The following is a 17,611-nucleotide window of genomic DNA, read 5'->3' as shown; positions in this document are numbered from 1 at the left end:
GATTAGCTCATTGCTAAACTCTAGCTTTTTATTACTTGTTGTCATTCTATAACATTCGTTATAAAACGATTATTGTTGACGTTTGTTTGTTCAGTTTTCAAAGAGCAATTTAGTTAGTCACTCAAGAAGCGACTTTCCTAATATAACATCTATCAACATTCACTGTCAATAGTTTTTCAAAAAAACTTTTCCCGTCGTTTACTTCAACATTTCGTGTTGTTTCAGCGACGGATATAAATATAACATTATTCCAACATAATGGTCAATACTTTTTTAAAACTTTTTTAGTTTTTTTCTAAAACCTTATAATATCGATGGTATACGCCTGGACTTTTCGTTGAAACATTAACTACCTCTATTAAATGTTTATCGATCAAATATTCTAAAAGCATCCCTAGATCAACTGCATAAATAAAAAGTTCTTCTTTTTCTAATAGCTCATTAAATGTCCAAGCTTCCTTCTCTTTTAAAACATCAAGAATATAGCTTGTACTAGTTCTCATTCTGGAATGAATTAAGAATTCACTTGCTAAGAATAATAACTCAAGCCTTTTTTCAATAGGCTCATCACTATTTACTAGCTCTACATATAATTTATAGATTTCTGGCTCTATTTGTTTTACTTGGCTCCAAACGGTTACCTCTGGATGGAATCCATTTTCAATCACAGCTAAACGTGCTAAGTGATGTAGGGAGTGAACAATATCATTATAAGCGTCAAGATAATGCTTATTTTCAAAGAAAGCTTTCCCGTCCATATATCGTTTAATAAGCTTAGCGAATTCTAACGCCATCTTTTGTTTTCGTTCGTTAACGGGAAATTCCTTTAACTCATTTTTGAGTTGATAGATATATTCGTTTCGATCGAAAACAACTCTTCCATTGTATATCCATTCAAATATTCTTTTATTATTCCCCAATAAAATCCAATTTCTTAATTGTTGTTCTGTGACAATATGCAAAGCTGCTTTCTTTTCCGCATAAGTATAGTGCTTTATAAAAACAGGGTGTTCTGCTTCTTTTACAATAATTAGCATCACTGTATCAAAAGTATCTGTCACGGTCATTTCATTTTGTTTTTTATCAATGATTAATACGCCCAATGTATTTGTCTGGCTAGCTCTTTCTTGATATATAGGACGAAGAATATCTTCCATCGTTATTCCTCCATCTCCATGAATAAATTTTATTCGTTTCGTATTATTTCGACATTTTCTATTAAAATCCTGCCCTATTTCCATGGCATACATGAAATCTTACTACAACTTCTAAAAAAATAGTATTACTTTTTTTCTTTATATTCCCCATCTATTATTTCCGTATAATGAAGAACCTTCTTTAGGAAAACAGAAAAAAGAGGTATCTTTTTAAGATTAACCTTCGCATGCATTTATACGAAAGCTAATCTTAAAAAGACAACCTCTTCTATTTCTTACATTAGTGCGCTTCTTTTTTAGCACAATCAGGACAAGTACCGTAAATTTCTAGACGGTGGTGACTGATTTTAAATCCTGAAACATGGCTGGCAAATTGTTCGACCTCATCCAGTCCTGGATAATGGAAATCAACTATTTTGCCACACTCTTTACAGATAATATGATAATGGTGAGAAGTAATGAAATCAAACCGACTAGAAGAATCTCCATATGTCAGTTCCTTTACTAAATTTACTTCACGAAAAACTCTTAAATTATTATAAACAGTGGCTACACTCATATTTGGGAATTTACCTTCAAGTGCTTTATAAATTTCATCGGCAGTCGGATGTGACATTGAGCTTATTAAATATTCAAGTATCGCATGACGCTGCGGGGTAATGCGCACTCCTGTTTCTTTCAGCTTGTCAAGAGCTTCCTGTAACTCATTATGCTCGCTATGCTCATTATGTTCCACGGACATGCACCCCATTTCTAAAAGATATTCTTATTTTATAATGTTTATAAATAGTGTACTAATAATAGGTGGGTTTTGTCAATACAGTTACTGTAATAACGCCGTTTATAGATGAATAAACCGTTTAAAATAACAACGATAATGATTATTTAACAATACAAACTATTAGATAATAGCAGTTGCCTGATTGCTATTGATAATACACTTTCATTATATGCATGTCACGCGCTACTTTTCACCAGAATTTTTATCCAATTCTCTTTTTATTCTAAAAAAAGACCAACGAACGCTTCGTTGGCCACCGACATATATATGAGGAGGTATATGCTCACTATACAATATGCTTATCGCTCCCTAATGAGTGGACAAAAGTCCCTAGCTTTAAAATTAGGCTTCGATTTTTTCTAATGCTTGTTTTATTTCGTCTACATGGCCAGCCACTTTCACTTTACGCCATTCCTTAACGAGCTTGCCTTCTTTATCAATCAAGAAGGTTGATCTTTCAATCCCCATATATTCTTTTCCAAAATTCTTTTTCCATTTCCATACATCGAAGCTTTCTGCAACTTCATGATTTTCGTCGGATAGTAATGGAAATGGCAACTCGTGCTTTTCGATAAACTTCTTGTGCCTTGAAATCGGATCAGGGCTAACGCCAAGTACCACTGTATGAAAGCCTTTAAAATCTGCATGGTTATCGCGGAAGTCACAAGCTTCTGTTGTACATCCAGGTGTCATATCTTTTGGATAAAAGTATAAGACTACATTCTTTCCTCGAAAATCTGACAGTTTTATTTTTTCTCCATTATCTGCTTGTAGTTCAAAATCTGGTACTGTATCTCCCAATTGAATCGACATCGTATCCCGCCTTTCTTTTCCTATACCAAGCGTACCGAATTTACTTGGATGAAGCAAGAAAAGGAGTTTGCTAATGATTCAAATCTAGGACGGCTCTTGTGACAAAGGCGGCTGGAATCGTGTAGCCTATTAATGCCTCGATAAGAACGATCATTCTTCCGATTCCAATAGGCATTAAATCACCAAACCCTACAGAGAATAAGGTGACACCACTAAAATAGATGCTAGTGTGTAACGTATGAAAGAAATCATAGTTTAGAGAAGGAGTCTGTCCATCATTATATACAGGGATTCCATTCATTTGAAACAACGTATAGATTAAGCCAAAGCCAATCATAATGGTGATATAAACAAAAATTAAGTACATAAAATTTTCAAAGGATACCCATTTTTCTTTTACGCGGTAAGGAACAAACAATGTTCTTAAGCTCATCGCAATAAAAAAAAGGATTAAAGCTAATAAGACATAAAACATCTCCTTACCCCCTTACTTTATTGCTGCACGTCCTTAAATACTCCATCATTAATATTTATGCTTGTCTAAGGTAATTATGCGTTTATCCAGTTACACCTATTGGGATCGTATGAAAGTTGCCTGTTGTTTAAAAGCTGTTTCCCTTTATCTTCTTTCAAAAAGTGCTAAAATGAGGGAAGGTATTCTATACAGAATGTTACGATTTATAGGAGGTTTATATGTTACATACCAATTCAGAACGATTACATGAAGAAGCTTTAGAGATTATTGTCGGAGGTGTCAACAGTCCTTCTCGCTCTTACAAAGCCGTTGGTGGCGGATCACCGATAGTGATGGAAAAAGGGCAAGGTGCATACTTCTTTGATGTAGACGGAAATCAATATATCGATTATTTAGCTGCATATGGTCCTATTGTGACTGGACATGCTCACCCACATATCACAAAGGCAGTCACTCGTGCAGCAGAAACAGGACTACTATTCGGTACTCCAACACCCCATGAAGTAAAATTTGCAAAAATGCTTCAGGAAGCAATCCCTTCCATGGAAAAAATCCGTTTTATGAATTCTGGAACAGAAGCCGTGATGACAACGATTCGTGTTGCGCGTGCTTATACTGGCAGAAACAAAGTCATTAAATTTGCGGGCTGCTACCATGGTCACTCTGATCCAATGCTAGTTGCAGCAGGTTCTGGACCTTCTACACTTGGCACTCCAGACTCTGCGGGTGTTCCTGCGGTAATTGCAGCTGATGTCATTACTGTTCCTTTCAATGATTTAGATGCCTATAAAGATGCCTTGGATAAATGGGGAGATCAAGTAGCAGCTGTTCTTGTGGAGCCAATCGTTGGAAACTTCGGTATCGTGGAACCTGTGGAAGGATTTTTACAAGGAATCAATGAGCTAACACATGAAGCTGGCGCACTTGTTATTTATGATGAGGTAATCACCGCTTTCCGCTTCACTTACGGTGGAGCACAGGATTTATTAGGCGTTTACCCCGACTTAACTGCCTTAGGAAAAGTAATTGGCGGCGGTCTACCAATTGGCGCTTATGGTGGTAAAAAAGAAATTATGGATCAAGTTGCACCAGTTGGACCAGCATACCAAGCAGGAACTCATGCCGGAAACCCAGCATCCATCCAAGCGGGCATTGCATGTCTCGAAGTATTAAAACAAGAAGGCGTATACGATTATCTAGATAAACTAGGCGCATTATTAGAAAAAGGTATTTTAGAAGCAGCTACTAAGTACAATGTTCCAATTACACTCAACCGTCTAAAAGGAGCACTTACTGTCTTCTTTACGACGGAAAAAGTATACAACTACAAGCAAGCAGAAAGCACAGATAGCGAAATGTTCGGCCGCTTCTTTAAACTATTAGTAGAACAAGGAATTATGCTAGCACCATCCAAATACGAAGCATGGTTCCTCACCATCGCACACACAGAAGAAGACATCGAAGCAACCCTACACGCTGTAGATCAAGCATTCGCTTCATTACAAGAAGAGTATAAATTTTAAATAGTTGTAAGGAAAAAGGTTCAGAGGAATTCTGGACCTTTTTTTATTTTCACAAAGGGGATCTTCCTCTTATAAATTAAAAAGATTAGAAGCTTTTTCTAATTTCCAACCACAGATAAATGAAGCGAACGCCTGTAGCGGAAATCAGCATCCCATTAAAACGTTTCACACCTCGAATATCGTTTAAATCCATTTCAATTTTAACAACAATATGTCCATTTTTTTAAAATCCATCGAAAAAAGAAAAAATCCGGCATTAGTCTATTGAAGTTAGCATCTAATCACTGTATAGTACATTATTGTGTTTACTTTTCGTGTTTTCCGCAAAAAGTAAGGGGTATAAGAAAATATGTTATTACGTTAAAGAAAGGAACACTTATTTATGACATTAGGAGCGCGTATTCTGAAAACAGGAATCGCCATCGTTTTAGCTTTATTTCTAGCACAACTATTAAATGCACCAACTCCTGTTTTCGCAGGAATTTCTGCCATTTTCGCCATACAACCAACCGTCTATCGTTCTTATTTATCTATCATTGAACAAGTGCAAGGGAATATCATCGGCGCCATTATAGCAGTAATATTTGTATTAAGCTTTGGAAACAACGTCTTTATTATCGGACTTGCTGCCATTATTGTTATTACTATTAACTTAAAATTAGGCTTAGAAAAGACGATTACCTTATCTGTTGTTACATTAATTGCGATTATGGAATCACCTACAGATGATTTCATCACATTTGCGATTATTCGTTTCTCTACCGTAATGCTAGGGATTCTGTCTTCATCAATCGTCAATCTGATTTTTCTACCACCTAAGTATGAAAATAAATTGTACAACCAAATTTCCGATATGAGTGAGGAAATAACAAAATGGATTCGCTTGAACATTAGACATGCATCCGAGCACAGTCTTTTAAAAAATGATATTGATAAAATGTCCGACCGGTTAATGAAAATAGACCAGTTATATATACTGTACAAAGAAGAACGGAATTACTTCAAAAAAACAACCTTATTAAAAACGAGAAAGTTAGTGATTTATCGGCAAATGATTGCAACATTAAAAAAATCATTTCAAACATTGAAAAAGATTCATCGCTATGAAAATGAGTTATTGAGTTTACCTGAATATTTTCAAAATATTATTCAGCAACAACTCGATTGTCTGATTCACCACCACGAACATGTGATGCTAAAATTTATTGGAAAGGTAAAGCCACATGTTATTTTTGAAGAAGGTAGCATTTCCCTTGACCGAAACATGCTATTCCAAGAATTGATGCAGTACTACAAGGAGACAGAGTCACTTGTCCACGAAAATGAAGAAGAACTAAAGCAATATCATATGATGCAAATCGTTTCAGCCATTATTGAGTATGATGAGAATGTGGAGCATCTTGATACATTGATTACCTCTATCCAGGTTCATCATAACCATGAAGCAGAGGTAACAATTGAAGAATAAAAAAACGATCCAGAGCGAAAATGCTTCTGGATCGTTTTTTCAATTCCCCAATTGCTGTATTTGAAATAGATCATGATAATGACCTTGTAATTTCATCAGCTCATTATGTGTGCCATCTTCCATGATTTTTCCGTGTTCGATTAAAACAATTCGATCTGCATGGGTAATCGTGGAGAGTCGATGGGCAACAATCAAGGTTGTTCTATCTTTTGCCAGTTCTTCAAGGGATTCTTGAATTGATTGTTCACTTTCCAAGTCTAAAGCAGAGGTTGCCTCGTCCAAAATTAAGATAGGTGGATTTTTCAAGAAAACGCGAGCTATCGCTACTCTTTGTTTCTGTCCTCCACTTAATTTCACTCCTCTTTCTCCAACTTTCGTTTCATAACCTTCTGGCAGCTGCATAATAAAGTCATGGGCATTCGCAGCTTTTGCGGCGGCAATCACTTCCTCTTCCGTCGCATTTGGTCTCCCAATCATAATATTTTCTCTAATGGATTCACTAAAGAGAATATTTTCTTGAAGAACCATTCCAATATGATCCCTTAAGGAACGAGCTTGTAAATCTCTTATATCTTTTCCATCTAAGAGAATCCTTCCACCTGTCACATCATAGAATCTTGGTATAAGACTAATTAACGAAGATTTTCCGCCCCCACTCATTCCAACAAATGCGATAGTCTCCCCTGGCTTAATATGTAAAGAAACATTATCTAATACTTTCGGATCCTTTGTATCATAGGCAAAATCAACCGCTTCAAATGCAATGTCACCTTTTACATTTGCACAAGGAATGGCATTTGGCTTATCCTGAATATCATATTTTTCATCAATCAAATCAAATACTCGATCCATTGAGGCAATCGATTGGGTTAATGTTGTCGAAGAATTCACTAATCTTCTTAATGGATTATACAATCTTTCAATATAGGCAAAAAATGCAATCATAGCCCCTAAAGTTAGATCACCATTTAATACTTGATAGCCAGAATAGGCAATCACAAACAATGGAGAAATATCGGTAATCGTATTAACAACCGCAAATGCTTTAGCATTCCACTTCGTATGATTGACCGCTTTTTCTAAGAAGGCATTATTATATTTTTGAAAATGCTTTTGTTCATGATTTTCCGTAGCAAAGCTCTTAATAACAGAAATTCCTTGTACCCTTTCATGCAAAAAGCTTTGTACTCCTGCTAGCGCCTGTGACCTTTCTCTTGTCAGCGTCCGTAAATTTCCAAAGAAATAACTCACGGAGAAAGCATAGAAAGGCAATAAAATGATGGAAACAAAGGTTAGCTTTATATTCATCGTGAACATGATAGCTATTGTAATCAATATTGTTACGGCATCTAACCATAAATTCATTAATCCTGTTAAAATAAAGTTTTTCGTTTGTTCGACATCATTTATTACACGGGAAATAACTTCTCCTGCCCGGGTATTAGAATAATATTTTAAACTTAATTTTTGAAGATGCATAAATAGCTGGTCTCTAATATCATATAGAATTTTATTAGAAGTCCATTGTGCGAAATATTGACGATAATACTCGATTGGTGGCCTTACTACGATAAAAATAATCGTCATGATGATCATAATCGTCCATAAATTGCTCATTTTAGTTGCCTGTGCTAAGTCTGGATTATTGATTATGTCATCGATTACGTACTTTAATAGCAATGGTATTAATAGCGGGATGGCAAATTTAACAATGCCGATGATAATGGTGCCAATGATTTGCCACCGATATGGCTTTACAAAAGCCATATATCTTTTAATACTGTCCACATATACTCCCCTCTCTATGTTGCCTTTGTTCTATTTCCTTTTTGGTAGTTTTGAAAACTTGTTTTGTGTTTGGCTTTGTTTACAGCTGTTAGGAAAACTTAGTGATTTCCTCTGTTACTTTTTCATTTTTCATGCTGGAATGGGCATGAAAATGTTGGCTTCAGTTACCTTTTGCTGTTTTTACCAGATGAATCGGGCACTGAAATGTTCTCTCTCAGGTTACCTTCCAAACTATCCCAACCACAATGCAAGCATTGATAATAAATCACACAATCTCTTCCATAACTAACTCTTTGATAACAATGAATCATTTTATCATTATTCGAAGCATATGCATAAGAAAAAAGCCTGCTGAATACCAACATGCTTTTTTCAGTCATCCATATTAACTTCTGTACGTTAAGTATCTTTCATACCACAAATCAACAAAATCTGGTGCAAAGGGACCTTTTCTTTGTCTTATCCATTGTATTAATTGATTTACTTGCGACTTTAAAATATGATCGATGACATCTGGATATTTCATTTCTTCACGGTGACGTTCATATTCATCCTCATCTAATAAATTGAATGTCATATCCGGGAAAATTTTGATGTCCAAATCATAATCAATATATTTAAGTGCCTCTCCATCGTATATAAATGGTGAGCTTAGGTTGCAATAATAATGAATGCCATCTTCTCTAAGCATGCCAATGACATTAAACCATTGTTGTGAATGAAAATAACAGATTGCAGGTTCACGCGTTACCCACGTTCTTCCATCTGATTCTGTAACAATTGTACGATCATTACCACCTATAATTAAGTTTTGCGTCCCTTTAAGTATCGTTGTTTCGTCCCAGATTCGATGGATGTGCCCATTATGCTTATAACTGTGAATTTGTATTGGTTCACCCTCGATAGGTACGCCCATTTTTATTTCTCCCCTACTTTCTATTTACGGACGCTTTGTAACCTGTTACATACTAAAAGCGATTCATTATTTCATTTAAGGCAACAAAGTACGATTCCTCTTTTTTCTTATTATAACGGTTATCTGGTAAATTTAAAACAAAAGAACCATTGAAATTACACAATGGTTTCAAATATTCCATATTTTTTTTATGAACTCGATGATAGTTTTAGCTCATTTTCTTGATAGACTCGAATGACTTTTTCTGTTTGCAATTCAAAAATTTGTTGTATTTGCTTAAGTTCTACTTTCATTTTGCCAATTTCTATTTGCACTTCTTTTAATTCGGTTTCTTTTTGCAGCATTTGTAATTGTGCTTCAATTTCTTCGCACCGCTCTAATTCTCCTTGTAAATATAGTAGTTTTTCCATTATTCGCATTTGCTCTCCAACTAAACCGTTAAATACATCCATGAAAAAACACATCCTACTCTTTATTTTTAGGTTCGGTAATACTTTATTTATCATCTTTCTTTAACTATTTCTGTGTATGTATGATTATTCCTTTGACTACTTCTGTAGACAAAGAAGAAGTTTTGTCGAACTATTTTTATTGTAAGCGGCACCGTATATTAAAAAAATTAATAATAGCTATTTCCATAAAAAGCAAAGGGCACTCTCCCGTAAGTGAAGTGCCCTTTGTTTGCATTATTTGCTTGTGTTTTGAGATTTTTTAGCTTCAGCTTGTTGGTTAGCTTTTCTTACTTCTGAAGCGTTTGTTTCGCTTGCAAATTCAGTACCAAATTGACCTTGGCCTGCTTGAGCGTTTTGTTGTTTTACTTCTTGGATGTTAGTTCCTGATTGAGTTACACCAGATTTTTTAGCCATGAATATCACCTCCACGCCTATTAATTTGTCCCAGACATTTCGGTTCTATCCAAAGTTTTTATTCTCCAATAAAATCCAATTTTTTCTCTAAAGAGAAAAAAGAGAATCTTCCTCAGAAGGAAAATTCCCTTTTCTTACTTACACTAATAACGAAATACCACCATCCACAATAATCGTTTGCCCTCTTATCATACTAGCGTCATCGCTTACTAAAAACATAACTGCGTTCACTAGGTCTTCCATTTCCACCATTCTTCCCGCTGGCGTTTTATCTGCTGCCGCTTGAAGCAATTCTTCTCTATTTGGGAAATGTGTTAATGCTTCTGTATCAACAGCTCCACCAGAAACAGCATTAACCACAATATTTTTTGGAGCTAATTCTACTGCTAAATATCTAGTCAACGCTTCTACTGCCGCTTTACTTACCCCAACAGTCGTATAGTTTTCTAAATAGCGAATCGCTCCTAATGAACTGATGCTGACAATCTTGCCTCCTTTATCCATTAATTTCGCCGCTTCTTGCGCACAGAATAATAACGCTTTACTGTTAATATTCATTGTCCAATTCCAATGAGACTCTTCTAATTCCATAATTGGTCGTAACACACCAGATGCTGCGTTATTAACGAAAACATCCAAACGCCCGAATTCTTCTTTCACTTCTGCGAACATTGCTTTAATTTTATCAACATCCCCAACATTCGCTTTTACTAAAAGAACTTTTCTTCCTAATGCCGTTATTTCATCGGCTGTTTCTTGGGCAGCCTTTCTGCTTCTTGCATAGTTAATAACGATATCATAGCCCTCTTTTGCTAATCGAATCGCTGTTGCTTTTCCTATTCCTCTACTGCTTCCTGTAATTAATGCTACTTTGTTTGTCATTCTTTTAATTCCTTTCCCATCCATTTACTTTTCATTTTACCTCTATTAATGCATAGTTCGCAAACAACATTCGCACAATAGATATAGATATGCTTAAGGTAAAGGAAGGTATTGGATAATGTATGTTGGTAGAGATATGACTGAATTAGCAATGATCGCTAAAGGCGAATGGAAGGATAACGAGCTTGCCTACTTCCATCATTCCTTACAGCAAATGACTCCCTATTTAAATAGCGAAGGAGCAAGTATTCATCGTGAAATTATCGTGGAGATTGAAAATAGAGGCGGCTTAAAAAGAAACGAAGCAGATTATACACATGGAACAGAAGTGAACGATGATTAAAAAACAAGGGGACCAACTGTGGTCACCCCTCGTTAATTTGCTCTGATAAAAACTTCAGCATCTTTTGATGAGACACTGGGAATGGGAATGGCTCTATCTCTTCGGAATTCACTTTTCGTAGATCTTCCCTTTCCTCTTTCAAATCAATCAATTTTCCACTATAGACATTGATATTCCAAATCAAATGGGAAAAGACATGTTCAATTCTTGTAATCATTTCGCCAACTTCTACTGTTGCTTGAAAGTCTTCCAAAAGCCTTTCCTCTAGCTGCGCTTTCTCGCTTTTTAACACTTGAACGATTTCCATATTAGGAAATTCCCATAGATTTGCAAGCAATCCTGTGCTAGGTCGCTTATGAATCAATGTTCTTCCATCTTCATCTGTCAAAACGACAGCAGCAAGCTGGATTGACTTTTGCTTCTTGCTTTTCGTCTTAACCGGCAGTTCCGTTACTGTTCCTTCATCAAATGCATGACAATGCTCTCTAACAGGACAAAGCAAACAAGACGGCGAAGTAGGTGTACAAATTAAGGCACCTAGCTCCATTAAGGCTTGATTAAAATAGGATGGATTCTCATGTGAAATCAGGACGCGCACGGCTTCTTCAAAAGTTTTTCTCGTTTTCGGCTTGGCAATATCTTCCCAAATCGAAAGAATTCTAGATAAGACCCTCATAACATTTCCATCAACAGCAGGTTCTGGAACACCATAGGCAATACTTAAAATCGCTCCCGCCGTATACGGGCCTACTCCCTTTAAGCCAGAAATTTCTTTTGGCGAATCTGGCACTTTGCCCTCATACTTTTCATGGACTTCCTTTACAGCGGCATGAAGGTTTCGTGCTCTTGAGTAATAGCCTAACCCTTCCCAAGCCTTTAATACCTTCTCTTCTTCCGCAACTGACAATGCTTCAATTGTTGGAAACTGAGAAATAAATCGGTTAAAATAGGGAATAACCGTATCAACCTTAGTCTGCTGAAGCATTATTTCAGACACCCATACTTTATAAGGATCCTTATCCTTTCTCCATGGAAGATCTCTTTGTTCCTCGGTAAACCATTTTAATAAATCTTCTCTAAATTGCTCTACATTCACTTGGTTCTTTATCATTTCTTGCCTTTCTGTCACCATAAACCTCCATATGTTAATTATTAATTTTTTTGGGAATAACAATGTATAGACTTCTTTTTATTCTATTGGACATAACATGCATCATAGGATGAAATGGGATAGAATGAAAGTATGAAAAATCTTACTAACAAGTGATATCCTAGCCAAAAGATTTGATGTTATTAAAGTAAGTATAAATAAGTAAATTTGTCTCATTTTAAATAAGAGAACTATTTTTTTATAAAAATTATGCGATTGTCCGATGTATATTATCGATTTTTATTATTTAATAACATTATCCGCATTTTTTGTCCTATGCTTTTCTTTAGCTGTTTGTAGTGTATCTTTTGTTAAGAAAAAAGAAAAGCATATTTTAATTGTAATTATGGTGTTTTCATCCAAATAATGCTGGAGAAAAATCAGGGAGGTTTGGTATTTTGGATACAGGAACACATATCGTCATGGGGATTGCACTTGGTGGGTTAGCGACGTTAGACCCGGTTGTTGCTTCAAGTCCTGTAACAGCTACAAGTGTTATGATCGCCACAATAGTGGGCTCTCAAATACCAGATATCGATACGGTTTTAAAATTAAGAAACAATGCCGTTTATATACGTAATCATCGTGGAGTCACACACTCAATACCTGCAGTAATTTTATGGCCATTGCTCATCACCGCGGTCATTTATCCGATTTTCTTAGAAGCAAATTTATTGCATTTATGGCTTTGGTCCTTTTTAGCGGTTTTTCTGCATGTTTTTGTAGATATTTTTAACGCTTACGGTACACAGGCCCTTCGCCCCTTTACAAATAAATGGGTTGCGTTGGGAATTATTAACACATTTGATCCAATCATTTTTTCTATGCATATTATTGCTATTTTATGTTGGATATTTGGCTCCAATCCTGGATATACTTTTTTAACGCTCTTCATCGTTCTAATCGGTTATTATCTGCTGCGAATTATCACACAGCGGCAGGTAAAAATAAATGTGAAAAAGAAGATTCCGAACGCAACTGAAATCATTTTATCACCAACGATGAGATTTAATCACTGGCGTATTGCTGTAATGACTGATGACTCCTTCTATGTCGGTCGATCGCATCAGCATGAAATTGAAATTTACGATAAATTTCATCGCATTCCAATTCCAAATACACCAGTTCTCGCAGCAGCACAAAAAGATAAGAACCTATCTGCATTCTTATCCTTTTCTCCTGTTTTTCGCTGGGAAGTCTTGGAGCTCGATGACCAATACCAAGTCCGTTTCATTGATTTGCGCTATCGAAGCAATGGACATTATCCATTTGTCGCTGTCGTTCATCTAGATTTAAATTTAAATATTATTACCTCGTACACAGGCTGGATCTTTAGTGAAGATAAACTTAAAAAGAAACTCGATATACTAACAAATTAGTATAAGACAGGTCGACTCAAACGTCGACCTGTCTATTATTTAAATGAATTTTCAATGCAATTTCTTTTTATCATCTGTAAGAAATTCTTTATATTTTGGATTTTCTGCGACAAATTCATGTAGCTTTTCTCCATAGTTTTCAATCCACTGACTGACAACTCTTTCAGTTACTTCTTCTCCTTGATATTTCCGACCAGCTTTTGCATAAGTTGCTTCGAAATCTTCCCATAATAATTCAACCCATGTTTGCGCTTGCCCTACTGAAATAAATGAATTAAGCTCCAGTAGCCGTTCCACTAACTTTTTCTGTACTTCATGCATCATTGATTCCTTCTTTCTTTTTCTGTTTTTACTTATAGATTGCAGATGGATAACAAATACTATCCGTAGTAATAAACAAATATACGTTTATTACTGTTTACTTAGTTGATTCTTGGAGGTATAACGATGGGAAATGTAGATAATACAAATGATGTAAAGCTTGAAGGAGAACCGAGAGCTAAAGCAGAATTTGCTTCTAAAAGAGCAAATGGGACAATCAATACACATCCTCAAGAGAGAATGCACGCTTCCTCTCATCGCAGACCGAAAAAATAAGGAAGTACTGTAGGAAAGAGGGAGAGACCATACACGGTCCCTCCTCTCCTTTCCCTCAATCCTTCTTTTTCAATAACGCAATCGGAATACCTTCTTCTTGGCTTCCATCTATTTTCCGTTTTCCCCAGGCAAATACACCATTCATATAATCGATTTGAAAAAGAACTCCAGGATCTCCTTCTATTTCATACACTTCATTCGGTTTAAAATCTTTTGGATTTAATAAATAGGATTTTGCGAGAACTGCTTTTCTTTCTAAGACTGCATACTCATTAATCATTCCAAGCTGTTCCGCCTTTTTTGCTTGATCATTTAAAGTGGATATTTCCATACGGAGCTCATGTTCTGTCATCATGCTATATCTTTTTGTCAGCATTTATATTCCCTCCACTACAAACTAGTGTAATAAAATTAACCAGATTCGGCAAAAATTTAGATTATTTATTTACATTTCCTCTTCCATTTCATCTAAATATTGTTCGATAAGATCCATCGAGAATCCTTTACGGTATAAAAATTGTTTCATTTTCTGTGTGAATTCATAGCCTGTAAATTTTGCAAATTTCCTTCTTGCCTTCTCGCCATGAATCCGAATGGTTTCTAATCCATCGCTATCCATTTCAAGAATCTCTGGCATCCTTTTCACTTCCTGAATAATAGCAGTGGTAAATCCTTTGCGAACAAGTGTCTGCTCTAGCTTCTGTAATAAAATTTTCTTAGAATCCTTTTTCTTCCCCGCTAAAAATTTCACCATTACCTTTTGTGCAGACTGAAGTTGATCTTCATATGCAAATTCCTCCATGGCACGCTCGATCAATTCGATCTGAACGCCTTTTTCTTTCAGCTCTCTTTTAATCGATTCTGGTCCTTTTGTTGTTGTATTCCGTTGGGTGCGCACATAGGAGAAAGCATAATCTTCATCATCGATAAATTTCATATCCTTTAATTTCATCATTACTTCTGATACGAATGACTCGTTTTCCATTTTAGCAAGTAGATGTTTTCTTACTTCCTTTTCCGTCCTTTTCACTTTAGCCAAATACCTAACTGCCAGATGGTAACCTTTTCTTATTTCATCCGTATATTGAATTTCATTTAATAAGAGAGAATCGAGTTCCATCCCTTTCTGCAACTGGTACTTCACTAACACAGCCTCATCTACACTAAATGCATAAACCTCTTTCCCTTGCTTTATCGTAAAAATATTATAACGGTCGTTTAATTCCTTTTGTCTTGTAATTTTACTAATAATCATCCCATCACCACATTATTATCTATTTTGAGATTTTCTTATTCTTAGCTTTAACAGAAACTTTTTATTAACATTCACTTAAACACTTCTCCTTAAAATGTAGCATAGAAAAAAAGGAATAGCAGTACTTTTGCCTTCTTACACTAATTAATTTACATCCTGTGTGCATCTATATTACCCAACTAGGAAAGAATAAAGAAGATACTTTGGAATGAGAAAGGAATGATATTGATGGATAGAAAGAAAAAGCAAAAACAAAAACATACACTATCTAGTATGCAGGCAGTAACCTATCAACATGAATTTAAAATGGCTGATCGAGCTGCTAGCAGAAAAGATAATAAATAAGCCAAACTTATCCTTCTTAAGGAGAGAATTTCCGTATATTCTCTCCCCCTCTTTTATGTTAACCCTTACATTTATGTGGATAAAATAACCTCCATTCTGTTGATAATGTGGATAAGCCTGTGGAATACTTTATTTTCAGCATTTATCTTGTTAGTAAATAAGTTGATAATCTAACCGTTTTTCCACAGTTAATATTGCGATTATTTTCAGAAATATACAACAAAAAAGGACCTTTCCACTTTATTAATGGCTAAGACCCTTTTTTTAAATAGTATAAGAATTGATATAATAGCATATAAGTCTTTTAAATGATTTCTTCCTTGTTTCTACCTTCTTCCAATAAATTAGCTTTATTATAGTAAAAGATGTATTTTTGAAAATAATGGTTTCTCTCTAAGCCTCCTTTTGCTCGATTCGATTTTTGCGAATATTTAGTAGCCAGCCGTTTACTGTGTCTAATTTTTATTGTTAGTAAAACAGAATTCATCATTTTCCCCCTTCCAACCATTCTTAATAACGAACAAATAATCAAAAAAATAATCAGCTTTATTTTTATATTTTTCTCTTTTTTATTGATTCGTTATTAAGAACACGTTTTGTATATAAACCCCTTTATACTTTTAAATATACTCATATATGTTCTTTATGTCAATGAATTTTCGTTTCTTTTAAAGAACACATGTATAAACAGCTATTTGTTCTTTATAAGAAATAGCTATTTGGTAAAACTGAAATTTATCATGGTAAAGTACAAGGGTTCATAAGATAATCTTTATAAAGATTGGATTGAGGAATAGCAGGATAACTTTTTACGCTCTTCTATCCTTTCTATCTGTTTTAATTCCTTTAATAAATCACCTATACAAACTAACTCCATAAATAAATAAGTTATTTTCCAATTGTTGTCACTATTTATTTCTTCCTTTAATTCACTTGGGAGTAACCTACAACTTTGTATTAAAAGTGTTTTACTTATAGCGGAGTCCAGTTCTTTTACATCGTCCATCTCTATTATTTCTTGTATATGGCCAATTGCATTCATCATTTCTTCTTTCTTTTCATCGCTTAGAGATATTTTTGTGAAGTTTGAAGAGCTTAACAGCCCAAGGTGATAAATTAGCTGTCGCAAAATAGCTACCTTTTTATATTCATAATGAAAAAGCTTCATACTTTCTCGACTCGAATGATATAATTTCCACTCCATTTTCTGATAGGAACAGAGCGTTTCTATACGATCCAAGTTCTTCCTCAATACATCAAAGGTATTTTTTGTGCTCTTATGTAAAGGCTGTTGGGCTATGATTTCCTTCCCCCTCATTTGAAGAAAGTTTCCAGCTTCTGCAGATAAAAATCTAATTTTATCCATAATCCCTTTTGAATAATCTGGGTGAATGACTAAAAGATTTACCAAAGAAGATACGATTAACCCAATTCCAGTTGTCCCTAATCGAACGAAAAATGATAAAGTATAATGGTCATGAACAGTGGAAATCATCGCTACTCCTGTAAGCGTGGCAACTAAGATACCTGCATGTAATCGTAATTTATGGCATGTAAACAAAGTACCAAGCGCTACGATTGTATACGTGTATGGTTGATCTCCTAACAGATATGTAAAAAGAACAGCATATGCTGCTCCTATTGCGGATGCAGGAAAACGGATAAATGCTTTTTTTATTGAGTCTCTTGCAGTTGGTTCTATCGTCACTATGGATGTAATAACTGCAAACATTACTGGCCATTCCAACAAATAGCAAAAAACAGAGGTTAACAAAACCGCTATCCCTGTTTTTACGATCCTTCCACCTACTATTTTATTATTTATTAATGCTGTTATCATAGATGATACCTTCTTTATTTATTCATTAATTAT

General features: G+C 35.1%; 21 protein-coding genes. 6 read left to right on the top strand and 15 right to left on the bottom strand.

Annotated elements, in window-relative coordinates:
* Positions 1-284 precede the first annotated feature (284 nt).
* The 4 genes from ACTQ5K_RS19765 to ACTQ5K_RS19750 all read right to left on the bottom strand — a co-directional run bounded on the left by ACTQ5K_RS19765 (position 285) and on the right by ACTQ5K_RS19750 (position 3,226).
* On the bottom strand, positions 285-1,157 hold the full coding sequence (locus ACTQ5K_RS19765; RefSeq protein ID WP_349205025.1) for a nucleotidyltransferase-like protein: 873 nt from the start codon (positions 1,155-1,157) through the stop codon (positions 285-287).
* A 280-nt stretch (positions 1,158-1,437) separates the two neighbouring features.
* Positions 1,438-1,893 carry a peroxide-responsive transcriptional repressor PerR gene (gene perR, locus ACTQ5K_RS19760; protein ID WP_269320393.1) on the bottom strand — a complete coding sequence of 152 codons (456 nt, stop codon included), beginning with the start codon at positions 1,891-1,893 and terminating at the stop codon, positions 1,438-1,440.
* A gap of 387 nt (positions 1,894-2,280) precedes the next feature.
* Positions 2,281-2,751 carry a thioredoxin-dependent thiol peroxidase gene (bcp, locus tag ACTQ5K_RS19755; RefSeq protein ID WP_031539768.1) on the bottom strand — a complete coding sequence of 157 codons (471 nt, stop codon included), beginning with the start codon at positions 2,749-2,751 and terminating at the stop codon, positions 2,281-2,283.
* Positions 2,752-2,821: 70 nt separating this feature from the next.
* A complete protein-coding gene (locus tag ACTQ5K_RS19750; RefSeq protein WP_031539766.1) occupies positions 2,822-3,226 on the bottom strand; it encodes an ion channel in 405 nt (134 codons plus the stop codon).
* 218 nt (positions 3,227-3,444) lie between these two features.
* On the opposite strand from ACTQ5K_RS19750, the gene ACTQ5K_RS19745 reads away from it, so the two are divergent.
* Both ACTQ5K_RS19745 and ACTQ5K_RS19740 read left to right on the top strand, forming a co-directional pair.
* Positions 3,445-4,749, top strand: coding sequence for a glutamate-1-semialdehyde 2,1-aminomutase (locus ACTQ5K_RS19745; RefSeq protein ID WP_031539763.1), 1,305 nt, complete (start codon positions 3,445-3,447; stop codon positions 4,747-4,749).
* A 382-nt stretch (positions 4,750-5,131) separates the two neighbouring features.
* Complete coding sequence (locus ACTQ5K_RS19740) at positions 5,132-6,217, top strand: FUSC family protein (RefSeq protein ID WP_031539762.1); 1,086 nt, start codon at positions 5,132-5,134, stop codon at positions 6,215-6,217.
* 39 nt (positions 6,218-6,256) lie between these two features.
* On the opposite strand, the gene ACTQ5K_RS19735 is transcribed toward ACTQ5K_RS19740, so the two are convergent.
* The 5 genes from ACTQ5K_RS19735 to fabL all read right to left on the bottom strand — a co-directional run bounded on the left by ACTQ5K_RS19735 (position 6,257) and on the right by fabL (position 10,669).
* Positions 6,257-8,005, bottom strand: coding sequence for an ABC transporter ATP-binding protein (locus tag ACTQ5K_RS19735; protein ID WP_031539759.1), 1,749 nt, complete (start codon positions 8,003-8,005; stop codon positions 6,257-6,259).
* Between the two features lie 385 nt (positions 8,006-8,390).
* Positions 8,391-8,921 (bottom strand): nucleoside tri-diphosphate phosphatase, encoded by a 531-nt coding sequence (ntdP, locus tag ACTQ5K_RS19730; RefSeq protein WP_031539758.1) that lies wholly within the window; start codon positions 8,919-8,921, stop codon positions 8,391-8,393.
* 188 nt (positions 8,922-9,109) lie between these two features.
* Entirely contained in the window at positions 9,110-9,373 is a 264-nt protein-coding gene (locus ACTQ5K_RS19725; RefSeq protein ID WP_031539757.1) for a YgaB family protein, read from the bottom strand.
* Positions 9,374-9,607: 234 nt separating this feature from the next.
* Positions 9,608-9,787, bottom strand: a complete 180-nt coding sequence (locus tag ACTQ5K_RS19720) for a gamma-type small acid-soluble spore protein (RefSeq protein WP_251629704.1) — start codon at positions 9,785-9,787, stop codon at positions 9,608-9,610.
* Between the two features lie 138 nt (positions 9,788-9,925).
* Entirely contained in the window at positions 9,926-10,669 is a 744-nt protein-coding gene (gene fabL / locus ACTQ5K_RS19715) for an enoyl-[acyl-carrier-protein] reductase FabL (RefSeq protein WP_031539753.1), read from the bottom strand.
* Positions 10,670-10,787: 118 nt separating this feature from the next.
* On the opposite strand from fabL, the gene ACTQ5K_RS19710 reads away from it, so the two are divergent.
* Positions 10,788-11,012 carry a hypothetical protein gene (locus tag ACTQ5K_RS19710; protein ID WP_031539751.1) on the top strand — a complete coding sequence of 75 codons (225 nt, stop codon included), beginning with the start codon at positions 10,788-10,790 and terminating at the stop codon, positions 11,010-11,012.
* 22 nt (positions 11,013-11,034) lie between these two features.
* Here the strand turns inward: ACTQ5K_RS19710 and mutY are convergent, their stop codons facing one another.
* Complete coding sequence (gene mutY, locus ACTQ5K_RS19705) at positions 11,035-12,144, bottom strand: A/G-specific adenine glycosylase (protein ID WP_031539750.1); 1,110 nt, start codon at positions 12,142-12,144, stop codon at positions 11,035-11,037.
* A gap of 416 nt (positions 12,145-12,560) precedes the next feature.
* On the opposite strand from mutY, the gene ACTQ5K_RS19700 reads away from it, so the two are divergent.
* Positions 12,561-13,541 (top strand): metal-dependent hydrolase, encoded by a 981-nt coding sequence (locus ACTQ5K_RS19700; protein WP_235252041.1) that lies wholly within the window; start codon positions 12,561-12,563, stop codon positions 13,539-13,541.
* Positions 13,542-13,592: 51 nt separating this feature from the next.
* Here ACTQ5K_RS19700 and ACTQ5K_RS19695 read toward each other — a convergent pair whose 3' ends face one another.
* Positions 13,593-13,862: a YfhJ family protein gene (locus ACTQ5K_RS19695; RefSeq protein WP_235252044.1), complete on the bottom strand. Its 270-nt coding sequence runs from the start codon at positions 13,860-13,862 to the stop codon at positions 13,593-13,595.
* A 126-nt stretch (positions 13,863-13,988) separates the two neighbouring features.
* Here ACTQ5K_RS19695 and ACTQ5K_RS19690 point away from each other — a divergent pair, with 126 nt between their 5' ends.
* Positions 13,989-14,138, top strand: coding sequence for a small, acid-soluble spore protein K (locus ACTQ5K_RS19690; protein ID WP_031540334.1), 150 nt, complete (start codon positions 13,989-13,991; stop codon positions 14,136-14,138).
* A gap of 55 nt (positions 14,139-14,193) precedes the next feature.
* Here ACTQ5K_RS19690 and ACTQ5K_RS19685 read toward each other — a convergent pair whose 3' ends face one another.
* Both ACTQ5K_RS19685 and recX read right to left on the bottom strand, forming a co-directional pair.
* Positions 14,194-14,514, bottom strand: coding sequence for a YfhH family protein (locus tag ACTQ5K_RS19685; protein WP_235252040.1), 321 nt, complete (start codon positions 14,512-14,514; stop codon positions 14,194-14,196).
* Between the two features lie 69 nt (positions 14,515-14,583).
* Entirely contained in the window at positions 14,584-15,393 is an 810-nt protein-coding gene (recX, locus tag ACTQ5K_RS19680) for a recombination regulator RecX (protein ID WP_251629706.1), read from the bottom strand.
* 228 nt (positions 15,394-15,621) lie between these two features.
* Between recX and ACTQ5K_RS19675 the strand changes: the two genes are divergently transcribed.
* Positions 15,622-15,738 (top strand): YfhE family protein, encoded by a 117-nt coding sequence (locus ACTQ5K_RS19675; RefSeq protein ID WP_235252038.1) that lies wholly within the window; start codon positions 15,622-15,624, stop codon positions 15,736-15,738.
* Positions 15,739-16,042: 304 nt separating this feature from the next.
* On the opposite strand, the gene ACTQ5K_RS19670 is transcribed toward ACTQ5K_RS19675, so the two are convergent.
* Both ACTQ5K_RS19670 and ACTQ5K_RS19665 read right to left on the bottom strand, forming a co-directional pair.
* The gene (locus ACTQ5K_RS19670) at positions 16,043-16,225 is read right to left on the bottom strand and encodes a hypothetical protein (RefSeq protein ID WP_031540268.1); all 183 of its coding nucleotides are present in this window, start codon (positions 16,223-16,225) and stop codon (positions 16,043-16,045) included.
* 285 nt (positions 16,226-16,510) lie between these two features.
* The gene (locus ACTQ5K_RS19665; RefSeq protein ID WP_349205026.1) at positions 16,511-17,578 is read right to left on the bottom strand and encodes an aromatic acid exporter family protein; all 1,068 of its coding nucleotides are present in this window, start codon (positions 17,576-17,578) and stop codon (positions 16,511-16,513) included.
* Positions 17,579-17,611: the final 33 nt, after the last annotated feature.

This window comes from Niallia sp. Sow4_A1, assembly GCF_052116745.1.
In the GTDB taxonomy this organism is placed as follows: Bacteria; Bacillota; Bacilli; order Bacillales; family Cytobacillaceae; genus Niallia; species Niallia hominis.
Note: the sequence above shows the minus strand (reverse complement) of the source record. Positions and strands in the feature narration are given on the sequence as shown.

Bases quoted from the DNA above. Each gene is read 5' to 3' on its own strand.
- ACTQ5K_RS19750 (WP_031539766.1), bottom strand. From the start codon at position 3,226: ATGTTTTATGTCTTATTAGCTTTAATCCTTTTTTTTATTGCGATGAGC.
- ACTQ5K_RS19690 (WP_031540334.1), top strand. From the start codon at position 13,989: ATGGGAAATGTAGATAATACAAATGATGTAAAGCTTGAAGGAGAACCG.
- recX (WP_251629706.1), bottom strand. From the start codon at position 15,393: ATGATTATTAGTAAAATTACAAGACAAAAGGAATTAAACGACCGTTAT.
- ACTQ5K_RS19695 (WP_235252044.1), bottom strand. From the start codon at position 13,862: ATGCATGAAGTACAGAAAAAGTTAGTGGAACGGCTACTGGAGCTTAAT.
- bcp (WP_031539768.1), bottom strand. From the start codon at position 2,751: ATGTCGATTCAATTGGGAGATACAGTACCAGATTTTGAACTACAAGCA.
- ACTQ5K_RS19670 (WP_031540268.1), bottom strand. From the start codon at position 16,225: ATGAATTCTGTTTTACTAACAATAAAAATTAGACACAGTAAACGGCTG.
- fabL (WP_031539753.1), bottom strand. From the start codon at position 10,669: ATGACAAACAAAGTAGCATTAATTACAGGAAGCAGTAGAGGAATAGGA.
- mutY (WP_031539750.1), bottom strand. From the start codon at position 12,144: ATGGTGACAGAAAGGCAAGAAATGATAAAGAACCAAGTGAATGTAGAG.
- ACTQ5K_RS19765 (WP_349205025.1), bottom strand. From the start codon at position 1,157: ATGGAAGATATTCTTCGTCCTATATATCAAGAAAGAGCTAGCCAGACA.
- ACTQ5K_RS19740 (WP_031539762.1), top strand. From the start codon at position 5,132: ATGACATTAGGAGCGCGTATTCTGAAAACAGGAATCGCCATCGTTTTA.
- ACTQ5K_RS19675 (WP_235252038.1), top strand. From the start codon at position 15,622: ATGGATAGAAAGAAAAAGCAAAAACAAAAACATACACTATCTAGTATG.
- ACTQ5K_RS19745 (WP_031539763.1), top strand. From the start codon at position 3,445: ATGTTACATACCAATTCAGAACGATTACATGAAGAAGCTTTAGAGATT.
- ACTQ5K_RS19710 (WP_031539751.1), top strand. From the start codon at position 10,788: ATGTATGTTGGTAGAGATATGACTGAATTAGCAATGATCGCTAAAGGC.
- ACTQ5K_RS19685 (WP_235252040.1), bottom strand. From the start codon at position 14,514: ATGCTGACAAAAAGATATAGCATGATGACAGAACATGAGCTCCGTATG.
- ACTQ5K_RS19665 (WP_349205026.1), bottom strand. From the start codon at position 17,578: ATGATAACAGCATTAATAAATAATAAAATAGTAGGTGGAAGGATCGTA.
- ntdP (WP_031539758.1), bottom strand. From the start codon at position 8,921: ATGGGCGTACCTATCGAGGGTGAACCAATACAAATTCACAGTTATAAG.
- ACTQ5K_RS19725 (WP_031539757.1), bottom strand. From the start codon at position 9,373: ATGGATGTATTTAACGGTTTAGTTGGAGAGCAAATGCGAATAATGGAA.
- ACTQ5K_RS19720 (WP_251629704.1), bottom strand. From the start codon at position 9,787: ATGGCTAAAAAATCTGGTGTAACTCAATCAGGAACTAACATCCAAGAA.